This is a genomic window from Streptococcus cristatus (genome assembly GCF_001588905.1).
GTDB classification, from domain to species: Bacteria; Bacillota; Bacilli; order Lactobacillales; family Streptococcaceae; genus Streptococcus; species Streptococcus cristatus_N.
On the sequence record NZ_LAWH01000039.1, the window covers coordinates 1 to 12,090 of the forward strand.

Genomic DNA, 12,090 nt, shown 5'->3' on the forward strand with positions numbered 1-12,090 from the left:
CCCGAACATTGCTGGTCCCATTGGCCCCGCCGATAACGGCTGCCCGCGTGCCCCAAATCGCTGCATCCATTTCTTGAGCACGACGGGTACCAAACTCCATCAGCGGCTCATCTTCGATCACAGAGCGGATGCGCGCTGCCTTGGTCGCAATCAGGGTTTGGAAATTCACGATATTTAAAATCGCTGTTTCCACTAACTGACATTGAGCCAGCGGCCCTTCGACCTGAACAATCGGTTCATTGGCAAAAACTAAATCTCCCTCTTTAGCAGAACGCACGGTCAGCTGCATCTTGAAATCGCGTAAATACTCTAAGAAAGCTCCATTATAGCCCAAGGACGCTAAATAGTCCAAATCCGTCTGACTGAATGTCAAATCATTCAGATAAGCCACAATCCTCTCCAAGCCCGCAAAAACGGCATAGCCATTATTAAAAGGATTCTTGCGAAAATAGACTTCAAAAACAGCACGCTTATTATGGATACCTTCGTTGAAATAAACCTGCATCATATTGATTTGGTATAAGTCTGTATGTAAAGTCAAACTGTCATCTGGAAACATAATTGAGCTCCTTTTATCATAGTTATTCTATATTATAACATAAATTGCAAGAAAGCCTTGATTCAATAGCAAAATACCTCCAGAATTTCTTCCGGAGGTATCTTCTTTTATCTTTCACTTGGGAATATTAGATTCCATAAGTTTTGTTCACGCGGCGCATCTGTTTGAATTCTTTTTTATAGGTTACTTTAACTGCTACTTTCATTTTTGCCACCTCGTTTCTTTTGATGCTTTTATTATAGGCCTCAAAGCTTAAGGAAGGCTTAGAATTTTCTTGCAGAAAGCTTAAACCAATAAATCCAAACTTTATCTTGCTAGTCCAGATAATCGCGTTTTTCAAGATGCAGAGATACTAGGTGCCAATTGTCATCCTGCTGCCAGTTAGGATTGGCAACGATTTGACTGGCTACCTTACGTGCTTCTTCCAAAATGGGATAGTCCTCCACGATGTCCGCCACCTGAAACTCTGGAATACCGGACTGGCGGGTCCCAAAAATTTCACCAGAACCACGCATCTTGAGGTCTTCCTCAGCCAGAACAAAGCCATCTGTTGTCTCGGTCATGATTTTCATGCGTTTCTTCCCAGACTCTGTCTTGGGATTGGCAACCAGAACGGCATAAGACTGCTTATTTCCCCGACCAACTCGGCCCCGCAGCTGATGAAGCTGGCTGAGTCCGAAGCGATCAGCATCCATGATAACCATGATGGTCGCATTCGGAACATTGACGCCGACTTCAATAACTGTAGTTGACACTAGAATATCTGTTTTCCCATCCTTGAAATCCTGCATAATGGCCTCTTTTTCGTCATTTTTCATACGACCGTGAAGGAGAGCCACCTGAGCCTGATTGGCAAAGTAGGCCTTGAGCTCTTCCTCTAGCGCAATCGCGTTTTTTAAGTCCAAGGCCTCGGATTCCTCAATCAAGGGAGAAATGAAGTAGACTTGGGCACCCTTGGCCAGCTCTTTTTTCATCCAGTCCAAGACCACTTCCAACTGCTCGTGCTTGACCCAGCGAGTGATAATAGGCTTGCGACCAGCCGGCATCTGGTCGATGATGGAGACATCCATATCGCCAAAAGCGGTAATGGCCAAAGTCCGAGGAATAGGCGTGGCTGTCATCATGAGGACGTCAGGATTATTTCCTTTTTCCCGCAAAATCCGACGCTGGTCCACTCCAAAACGATGCTGCTCATCAATAATGACCAGGCCCAGTCGATGATAGACTACCCCTTCCTGAATCAAGGCATGGGTGCCGACCACCATATCTACTTGCCCCGACTCTATGGCAGCTAAAGTCTCTCTGCGTTCAGCGGCTTTCATGCCACCAGTCAGGAGGGCCAAATTCAGTTCAGGAAAGAGCTGAGTCAGACTATCCAAATGCTGCTCAGCCAAAATTTCTGTCGGAACCATCAAAGCCGACTGATAGCCTGCCGTATAGGCGGCATACATGGCTAAACCAGCCACAACGGTCTTACCACTACCAACATCTCCTTGCAGAAGACGGTTCATATGGGCAGGCGATTGCAAATCACTGAGAATTTCTTCCAGACTCCGCTCCTGAGCTTCCGTCAGGGCAAAAGGCAGCTCAGTCTTCTTTTGAGCCAGCATTTTTTCCTGCCAAGGAATAGCCAGTCCCTGGCTGACATCCTTGGTCTCATGCTTCAGAACCTGCAGTTGCATCTGGAAATAAAAAAGTTCTTCAAACTTGACTCGACGCACAGCCTGCTTGTATTCCGCTAAGTCCCTAGGAAAGTGCATGGCACGCACAGCTTGAGTGCGCCCCAAAAGCTGGTAGCGTTCCAGAAGGATAGGAGGGAGATTTTCCTCCAATAACTGATCTAGACCTTGGTCAAAGGCCGCCTTAATCAGTTTAACTAGACTGGCCTGACTGATCCCTTGGGCAACTCGATAAACAGGCTGCAAGTCGTCTTCGACCTGAGCTAACACCTTCATCCCCGTCAGACTAGCCTTGGCTTTATCCCATTTACCAAAAATAGCCACCGTTGCTCCCAGCTCAATCTTATCTGCCAGATAAGGCTGATTGAAAAAATTGACTGCAATCGCGACTTCTCCCTGCTTGATCGTGAAACGCAGGCGATTGCGCTTGTAGCCATAATACTGAACATTAGCTGGAGTCGCGACGATCCCAGAAATGACCGCCTTTTCTCCATCTTCTAAATCAAGGACATTCTTACTCTTAAAATCTTCATAGCGAAAAGGAAAATAGAGCAGGAGATCCTGCAGGCTCTCAAGGCCTAGTTTTTTAAATTTTTCAGCCGATTTTGGCCCCACTCCTGGCAGGGCCGTCAAAGCCTGGTGCAGATTCATCCTGCCTCCTTTCCTTCTTCTTGATTGTCTTTTACTTTTTATACTCTCTCGGTACCCTATCGCTGATTAAGCAGACCACTTCATAATTGATCGTACCACGTTTGTCTGCCACATCCGTTGCTGTAATAAGCTCGGCTCCACTCTGACCAATCAAGACCACCTGCGTTCCCAAAGGGTAGACTTGAGGTAGACGCACTGTGATCTGATCCATAGAAACCCGACCGACAATTGGACAGCGCTGACCATCGATCAAGACATCAAAGCCCTGCATGTCGCGGGTCCAGCCATCAGCATAACCCAGAGGAATGGTTCCAATGATTTGCTGGCTATCACTGGTATAGGTTGCCCCATAACCGACATGGGCGCCCGCTTGAATTTCTTTGATATGAACCAAGGCAGATTCTAAGCTCAAAGCTGATTTGACCTCATAAGGCAGGTCCAGCACTCGTCCGCTAGGATTCAGACCGTAGATAATATCGCCCAGCCGAACAGCATTCATAATCGTTTCACTGTGCCAAAGAGTTGTGGCAGAGTTGCTAGCATGCACAATCGGCGGCAAGAAAGCTAAATCACTCAAAATCTCTTTAAAACGATTTAATTGGGCTACAAAATGACTTGTATCTAATTCGTCAGCTGTTGCAAAATGAGTAAAAATTCCTTCTACCACAGCTCCTGCTGCTTGCAGACGGCTAATTGCTTGCTGGGCTTCTTGACTATCACGGAAGCCAATGCGTCCCATGCCTGAATCAATCTTGATATGAACAGTCAAGCCCGTCAGATTAGCTTGCTGGCTCAAGAGTTCCTCCAACCAAGCTAGGCTAGCCACTGTCAGGGTAATCTGCTGCTGGATCGCTAAAGGCACAGCCTCCAATGAAGAAACACCCAAAATAAGAATGGATTTAGCAATGCCAGCTTCTCGTAGTTCGAGGGCTTCGTCAATATTGGACACGCAAAAACCATCTACAAGCGGCTGAATATACTGAGAGACAGGAACCGCACCATGTCCATAAGCATTGGCCTTGACTACTGCCCACTTCTGGACCGACTGGGGAATATGAGCCGCAATTTGCTCAATATTAAATGCAATAGCAGACAGGTCTATGACTGCTTTAGTGGGTCTATGTAGACTAGCTTTCATTGTATTCCTCCAAAATCACACTGGCGGTCACCAGATTTCCAGCATGACTGATTGATAGCCATACCGAACCAGCAAAGGGGGACTTGCTGAAATAAGGCGCCCCCTTATCATCATTTAAAATTTCCAACTCTTGAAAAGTCACAGGGCCAATACCGGTTCCCCAAGCCTTGGCAAAGGCTTCTTTAGCTGACCAGCGACCTGCCAAATATTCCAGCTTGCGCTTGCCCTTTAAGGAGCCAAACCGAGCCAACTCCTGAGCCGTCAAGATTTTCTCAGCAAAGCGCGCATTCTTCTCGTAGGCTCGAGCAATGCTGGAAATCTCTTCTATATCTATTCCGTGTCCTCTTATCATACTTTTATTGAGAATACGAGGCAAGGCTCTTCTCCCAAGGAGATTGAAAGAAAATCTAATTTCGACAAGGCAAACCGATGAGAATGACACTGAAATGCATCAAAGAGGTTTAACATCATCAAAATTAGATTTTCGTAGAGTATGAGCTTGCCTATATTCATTAGTAGACTTCTACCAAAGCCTCCTAATCCTTTCTATTTAAGCTTCTTTTTCTAAGGTCTCATAGATTTCCTGAACGAGTTCTTCTGTCTTATCCCAGCCCAAGCAAGGATCGGTAATAGACTTACCAAAGACTTCTGGCTCATTCTGGCGGCCATCCTCCAAATAGGATTCAATCATGAATCCACGTACAGCCTTCTTGATTTGCTCATTCCAAGCACAGTTGATCAGAGTCTGACGGATAATCCGGATCTGCTCCAAATACTGCTTGCCAGAATTATCATGATTGGTATCAATCAGGATGAAAGGATTGGACAGCTTCATTTCTTCATAGCGTTTGATCACATCCAGAAGATTTTCGTAATAGAAGTTAGGCTTGTTCTTACCGTACTCATCTAACGCACCACGCAAAATCACATGCGCAAGAGGATTTCCTAACGTTTCTACTTCCTGACCATGATAAAGGAAGATTTGCTTATTTTGAGCAGCATAGACAGCATTAAACATGACTCCAAGATTGCCGGATGTTGGATTTTTCATACCAACCGGAGCGTCAATGCCAGACGCTACAAAGCGGTGTTCTTGGTCTTCAACCGATCGAGCACCTACGGCATGATAACTAACCAAATCATCTACCAGCACTAGATTGGAAGGATAGAGCATTTCATCAGCAGTAGTCAAGCCTGTCTCAGTAATGACTCGGTAATGAAGCTGGCGCACTGCCTTTAACCCATTGATCAAGCTTGGACTTTTTGAAGTATCTGGCTGGTGAACGAGCCCTTTATAGCCGTCCCCATTGGTCCGAGGCTTGGCAGTATAGACTCGCATGACGATAAAAATCTTATCCGCCACTTTCTGCTGGAGGTCGGCCAACCGGCGAGCGTACTCCACTACAGCCTCTTCATTGTCAGATGAGCAGGGACCGATAACCAAGAGCAAGCGTTGATCTTCCCCCTTGATGATGGCGGCCAATTCCTGATCACGTTGATGTTTCTTTTTCAGAGCTTGGTCTGACAAAATCGTTGCAGACTTGATCTGCTCGATGTCAATTTCCTGACCTTTTTCTATAAATGCCATGTTATTTACCTAGTGTATCGTATATCTCATGGACAAGTTCGACCGTCTTGTCCCATCCTAGGCATGGATCTGTGATAGACCTGCCAAAGACTTCTGGTTCATTTTGTCGGCCATCTTCCAAGTAAGATTCAATCATAAAGCCACGAACAACCTTCTTGATTTTATTATTCCAGTCGCGGTTGATCAAAGTCTGACGAACAATACGGACTTGCTCCAAATACTGCTTGCCAGAGTTGTCATGGTTGGTATCAATGATGATAAATGGATTTTCTAATCCCATTGCTTCATACTGGGCGATTGTGTCCAGCAGATTGTCATAATAGTAGTTCGGAATGTTCTTCCCATATTCATTGATGGCACCGCGCAGAATCGCATGGGCCAAAGGATTTCCACTCGTCTCTACTTCCCGATTTGCAAAGAGGAAGCTCTGCTTGTTCTGAGCCGCATAAATGCCATTAAACATGACATTTAGATTGCCAGATGTAGGATTTTTCAAACCAGTCGGAAAATCCGCTCCACTGGCTACAAAGCGGTGCTGCTGATCTTCAACAGAACGAGCACCGATCGCCATATAGGAAATCAAATCATCTACTAGGGGAAGATTTTCTGGATAAAGCATCTCGTCAGCCGTCGTCATTCCAGTTTCTGAAATCACGCGATAATGCAGATTGCGAACCGCCTTAATCCCATTGATTAGGCTAGGTGCCGCTGTCGCATTAGGCTGGTGAATCAAGCCCTTGTAGCCATCACCATTAGTCCATGGCTTGGCTGTATAAACCCGCATCACCATAAAGATCCGATCTTTGACTTCTTCCTGAAGAGCTGCCAAACGCTTAGCGTATTCCAAGACAGCTTCTTCATTGTCTGAGGAGCAAGGACCGATAACCAAAAGGATGCGATCATCCTCACCGCGGATAATGGCTTCTAGTTGGCGATCCCGTTCTTGCTTATGAGCTAGAATAGAACCTTCTAGCTTAGCAAGCTGACGCACTTCTGCTACATTGATTGGTTGACTAGTTGCTTTAAAGGTCATCTTCTCTCCTTATAAACTACTTCTTGCGGCCATGACAATTTTTAAATTTCTTACCTGAACCACATGGGCATAAATCATTTCTTTTTACAGAGGATAAATCAACATTTTTTGGAAGATTTGGGTTTTGGGCAGCAATGTTTCGAGTAGCCGTCGTGCTGATACTGTGCTCTGTACGTGGACGTTCTTGCTCATGGATCTGTGCTTTCATCATAAGACGAGTCACATCAAACTCGATAGAGCCGATCATATCATTAAACATCCGGAAACCTTCTGCCTGATATTCAACAACTGGATTGTTCTGAGCATAGCCACGAAGTCCCACAGCCTGACGCAATTGATCCAAGGCGTCGATATGATCTGTCCATTTATTATCTACAACGCGTAGAATCAGCACTTTTTGGAACTCTTGAACTGCTTCTTCATCACGAAGTTTAGAAACCTGATTGGCATAAACTTCAGAAGCTCGCTCCATCAAGTAATCTTTGATCTCTTGATTTGATTTACCTTCTAAATCATCAGCTGAGATAGAATCCTCTGCTACAAGATTATATTTAGCAAAATTCAGAATCGCTTCTATCTTTTCATCATGATCTGAATGACTGCTTCCATCTACAATCCGATTAATCGTCCGACGGATCATAGCATGGATTTCTGGAGCCAAATCACGGTCTGCTGTGATGACATCATAGCGTTGAGAATAGATAATTTCACGTTGTTCGCGCATGACATCATCATATTGGAGGACTTGCTTCCGAGTATCGTAGTTATTACCTTCAACCCGTTTTTGGGCTGCTTCCACCTGACGCGTTAGCATCCGAGACTTGATGACGGATTCTTCTTCGCTCAGATTCATCCGGTCTAGCAAGGCCTTAATACGCTCTGAACCGAAGCGTTTCATCAAATCGTCTTCTAGAGATAGGTAGAATTGTGATTCACCCGGATCTCCTTGACGACCTGAACGTCCACGAAGCTGGTTATCAATCCGGCGGCTTTCATGGCGCTCTGTACCAATGACACAAAGTCCACCCAATTCACGGACACCTTCACCTAGCTTGATATCGGTACCACGTCCAGCCATGTTGGTCGCGATGGTAATAGCACCACGTTGACCAGCATTCATGATAATCTGTGCTTCTTTATAGTGGTTTTTAGCATTCAGAACTTCATGAGGAATTCCCGCAGCCACTAATTTTTGAGAAAGATAGTCACTCGTGTCAACCGATACTGTACCGACCAAGACAGGCTGGCCTGTTTTGTAGCGTTCCTTGACGTCTTCCACGACTGCTTTAAACTTCGCTTCCAAGCTAGGATACAACAAATCTGGATGGTCAATACGTTGGACCGGACGGTTCGTTGGAATTGGAATTACGCGAATATTATAAATTTCACGGAATTCTTCTTCTTCTGTTTTACCAGTCCCTGTCATCCCTGATAGTTTTTTATACATACGGAAAAGGTTCTGGTAAGTAATCGAAGCAGATGTTTTTGATTCTTCTTGGATAGGCACAGCTTCTTTTGCTTCAATCGCTTGGTGGAGTCCATCAGAGAAACGACGACCTTCCATTGTACGCCCTGTAAATTGGTCAACGATGAGGATTTCCTGCTTTTCGCTCACGACATAATCCACATCTAAGGTCATAATATAGTTAGCACGCAAGGCATTGTCGATAAAGTGAGTCAAAGCAACATTCTCAAGATCGTATAGATTTTCTAAGTTAAAGTAACTTTCAGCCTTGTCAATACCAGAATCTGACAAACCAATCGTCTTAGATGGAATATCAATGATATAGTCATCTTTTTGAAGTGTTTTCACAAAGCTATCCGCTCTGTAATAAAGCTGATTGGTATCAGAAGCAGTCGGTCCTGACACGATCAATGGCGTACGCGCTTCGTCAATCAAGATAGAATCCACCTCGTCAACCAAGGCATAGTTAAGCGGACGCTGTACCATATTTTCAGCCCGAACCACCATGTTATCGCGCAGGTAGTCAAAACCAATTTCAGAGTTGGTTGAGTAGGTGATATCACAAGCATAAGCTTCTCTTTTTTCCATTGGTGACTTAGATGCTAGGTTGATACCAACAGAAAGTCCCAACCAAGAATAAAGTTCACCCATCTCAGTCGCATCACGCTCGGACAAGTATTCATTGACTGTAACAACGTGAACTCCTTGGCCAGATAAGGCATTCAGGTAAACAGGCATAGTCGCTGTCAGGGTTTTTCCTTCCCCCGTACGCATTTCTGGCACATCACCATGGTGAAGGACAATCCCCCCCATAATCTGAACTTTATATGGGAAAAGACCTAAGACACGCTTCGCTCCTTCGCGGACAACTGCAAATGCTTCAAACAAAAGTTGATCTAAAGTTTCACCATTAGCATAACGTTCCTTAAATTCAACCGTTTTTGCTTGCAATTCTTCATCGGTCAAGGCTGCCATTTCGTCCTCATAGGACATGACCTTGTCCGCCATCTTTTCTAATTTTCTTATTTCACCTTTATCATTTTCGATGATTTTTTTTAAAATATTAGCCATTTTATTCCTTACTCGCTATGTTCTGTTTATAAATGTTTCCTCTCATTATAGCATGTTTCCCCATATCTTTCAAGAAATAATCCATTTGGCAATTGGCTCGAAAGGCTGTCGTTTCTCAATTTACACGCTTATCTGCCTAACTCTTCCTGCACTCAAATTTGCTAAATAATCATGGTTTTCACGAAGTAGTTTCTCGCACAATTCTCATAATTTCGATATAATAATAGCAATGAATATCAAAGAAGAAATTATCAAATTATCAAAAGACATTGGCATTTCTAAAATTGGCTTTACGACAGCGGATGACTTTGACTATCTGGAAAAGTCGCTACGCTTGGCCGTAGAAGAAGGTCGAAATTCAGGATTTGAGCACAAGAATATTGAGGAGCGAATTAAGCCCAAGCTGAGTTTGGGCTCAGCTAAGACCATCATCTCTATCGCAGTCGCCTACCCCCACAAGCTCAAGCAACAGCCACAAAAAACAGCTTACAAACGAGGAAAGTTCACTCCCAATAGCTGGGGACTGGATTACCACTATGTCCTACAGGACAAGCTAGATCGGCTTGCAAAAGGAATTGAGGAGTTAACTGCCGACTTTGAATATAAAGGCATGGTGGATACAGGAGCCTTGGTCGACACCGCTGTAGCCCGGCGAGCAGGAATCGGCTTTATCGGCAAGAACGGCTTGGTCATCTCCAAGGAATTTGGTTCTTATATGTTTCTGGGTGAGCTCATTACCAATCTGGACATCGAACCTGACCAGCCTGTCGACTATGACTGTGGAGACTGCAACCGCTGCGTAACGGCCTGTCCCACCTCCTGCCTGATTGGTGATGGGACTATGAATGCCAAGCGCTGCCTGTCTTTTCAAACCCAAGATAAGGGCATCATGGACCTAGAATTTCGCAAAAAAATCAAGACAGTCATCTATGGTTGCGATATCTGCCAAATTTGCTGCCCCTATAATAAAGGCTTGGACAATCCGCTCGCAACAGAGATTGACCCCGAACTGGCCCATCCAGAGCTCCTTCCTTTCTTGGAACTTTCTAATGGTCAGTTTAAGGAAAAATTCGGCCATATAGCCGGCAGCTGGCGGGGCAAAAACATCCTACAGCGCAATGCCATCATCGCTCTAGCTAATGCTAATGACCGCTCTGCCATTCCCAAACTGCTAGAAATTATCGATAAAGGGCAGAATCCTATCCATATCGCTACGGCCATCTGGGCTCTCAGTCAGCTAATACGCGAAGCCAATCCTGAAATGATTGAGATGATTCTTGCTGTGAAAAATCCCACAGAAGCTATCAAAGAGGAACAGGAACAATTCCTAAAAAAATTTCACTTAACTAACTAAAAATAAATACAGTCTGATTTAGAAACTGCCTTAGAACGCAGCTTATACTAAATCAGACTGTATTTTTATGTTATTCAATTAGAATCCATCTACGTTGGTGTAGATTTTTTGGACATCTTCATCGTCTTCAAGGACGCTATACAATTTTTCGAAGGTTTCTAAATCTTCTCCTGTTAATTCCACTTCAGACTGAGGAATCATTTCCAGCTCTGTCACTTGGAATTCTTGGATACCAGATTCACGCAAGGCTACAATTGCTTTATGTAGATCAGTTGGCGCTGTATAAACAGTGATACTTCCTTCTTCAGCCTCTACATCGTCCACATCTACATCTGCTTCTAAAAGCAATTCAAAGATGCTATCTGCATCATCACCAGCAAAAACGATGACACCTTTATTATCAAAAAGATAAGATACAGAGCCACTAGCACCCATGTTGCCGCCATTTTTCCCAAAGGCTGCACGGACATTAGCCGCAGTTCGGTTAACATTCGAAGTCAAGGTATCAACGATCAACATAGAACCATTCGGCCCAAAGCCTTCATAACGACCTTCTGTAAAGGTCTCGTCTGTATTTCCCTTAGCCTTATCAATCGCCTTGTCAATAACATGCTTTGGCACTTGCGCTTGCTTAGCGCGATCAATAACGAACTTAAGGGCTGTGTTCAACTCAGGGTCTGGTTCACCTTTTTTCGCTGCTACATAGATCTCTACACCGAATTTAGCATAAACTTTTGAGTTTGCGCCGTCTTTAGCTGTTTTCTTAGCTACAATATTGGCCCACTTACGTCCCATTGGAATTTCTCCTTTAACTATTCTACAATTTTAATCTTCCTTATTATAACACAGGAAAGGCGAAAAATCATCCAACAAAAACAGGAAAGTCCCCAATTCCCTAAAATTATCTGCTGAAGTACGAACTAAATATAGAAAAAATTAGAATACTAGTTCCTTATATATTTTAGTAAGTCGAGATCAGTCATTATATTTTCTCGATAGCAAAACGAATGGTGCTAATAAATTTGAGGTAATATCCCTATCATTCTCCAGTAAATCTCCTATTTTACTAGAGCCTTCTCTCATTTCTTACTACCAAAGTTAGCTAATCAAATAAATAAAAAATCGATAACTTCTTTACGAAGTTATCGATTTTTGCGAGCTGTTAACTAACCGTCCACAACTCTTCAGTGATTACTATCCAAGCTAGAAAGAATTAATCTTCTTCTTTCAATCTTGGTTTAATCAAGCTGACACCTGCGAGTGTTGCAACAATTCCTAAACCAAGCACTGCTGCTGAAGATGATTTCTCACCTGTATTTGGCAGAGCAGTAGTTCCAGGAACTTTCGGTTCCACTGGCTTGTTCGGTACTTGTTTATTTGGTACCGGAGCTGGAGTTGGTGGAACTGGTTTCGGTTCTGGTTTTGGTTCTGGTTTTGGCTCCGGAGTAGGAGTTGGTTTTGGTTCCGGAGTTGGTGTCGGTGTAGGTGGAACTTCTACCTTCTTGTAAGTTACGACTTCATCAGCTGGTTTAGCTGAGTCTGCTGTAACCTT

Annotated in this window: 10 protein-coding genes; 1 reads left to right on the top strand and 9 read right to left on the bottom strand. The window is 44.1% G+C overall.

Going from position 1 to position 12,090, the window contains the following annotated elements:
• From A0765_RS08400 to secA, 7 genes are all read right to left on the bottom strand, one after another.
• A partial coding sequence (locus A0765_RS08400; RefSeq protein ID WP_503327649.1) for a beta/alpha barrel domain-containing protein occupies window positions 1–559 on the bottom strand: 559 nt, incomplete at its 3' end.
• A gap of 314 nt (window positions 560–873) precedes the next feature.
• On the bottom strand, window positions 874–2,889 hold the full coding sequence (gene recG / locus A0765_RS08410) for an ATP-dependent DNA helicase RecG (protein ID WP_062005993.1): 2,016 nt from the start codon (window positions 2,887–2,889) through the stop codon (window positions 874–876).
• 31 nt (window positions 2,890–2,920) lie between these two features.
• Window positions 2,921–4,027, bottom strand: coding sequence for an alanine racemase (gene alr, locus A0765_RS08415; RefSeq protein ID WP_062005995.1), 1,107 nt, complete (start codon window positions 4,025–4,027; stop codon window positions 2,921–2,923).
• Complete coding sequence (gene acpS / locus A0765_RS08420; protein ID WP_062006003.1) at window positions 4,017–4,379, bottom strand: holo-ACP synthase; 363 nt, start codon at window positions 4,377–4,379, stop codon at window positions 4,017–4,019. Before acpS ends, alr begins: the two co-directional genes overlap by 11 nt.
• Before the next feature lie 198 nt (window positions 4,380–4,577).
• Complete coding sequence (locus A0765_RS08425) at window positions 4,578–5,615, bottom strand: 3-deoxy-7-phosphoheptulonate synthase (RefSeq protein WP_062005997.1); 1,038 nt, start codon at window positions 5,613–5,615, stop codon at window positions 4,578–4,580.
• A gap of 1 nt (window position 5,616) precedes the next feature.
• The gene (locus tag A0765_RS08430; protein ID WP_062005999.1) at window positions 5,617–6,648 is read right to left on the bottom strand and encodes a 3-deoxy-7-phosphoheptulonate synthase; all 1,032 of its coding nucleotides are present in this window, start codon (window positions 6,646–6,648) and stop codon (window positions 5,617–5,619) included.
• 16 nt (window positions 6,649–6,664) lie between these two features.
• Entirely contained in the window at window positions 6,665–9,184 is a 2,520-nt protein-coding gene (gene secA / locus A0765_RS08435) for a preprotein translocase subunit SecA (RefSeq protein WP_005591073.1), read from the bottom strand.
• Between the two features lie 229 nt (window positions 9,185–9,413).
• Between secA and queG the strand changes: the two genes are divergently transcribed.
• Window positions 9,414–10,538, top strand: coding sequence for a tRNA epoxyqueuosine(34) reductase QueG (queG, locus tag A0765_RS08440; protein ID WP_062006001.1), 1,125 nt, complete (start codon window positions 9,414–9,416; stop codon window positions 10,536–10,538).
• Between the two features lie 78 nt (window positions 10,539–10,616).
• Here the strand turns inward: queG and A0765_RS08445 are convergent, their stop codons facing one another.
• Both A0765_RS08445 and A0765_RS10470 read right to left on the bottom strand, forming a co-directional pair.
• Window positions 10,617–11,333 carry a YebC/PmpR family DNA-binding transcriptional regulator gene (locus tag A0765_RS08445; protein ID WP_045498557.1) on the bottom strand — a complete coding sequence of 239 codons (717 nt, stop codon included), beginning with the start codon at window positions 11,331–11,333 and terminating at the stop codon, window positions 10,617–10,619.
• Window positions 11,334–11,751: 418 nt separating this feature from the next.
• On the bottom strand, window positions 11,752–12,090 hold a 339-nt coding region (locus A0765_RS10470; RefSeq protein WP_179856156.1), incomplete at its 5' end, for an LPXTG cell wall anchor domain-containing protein.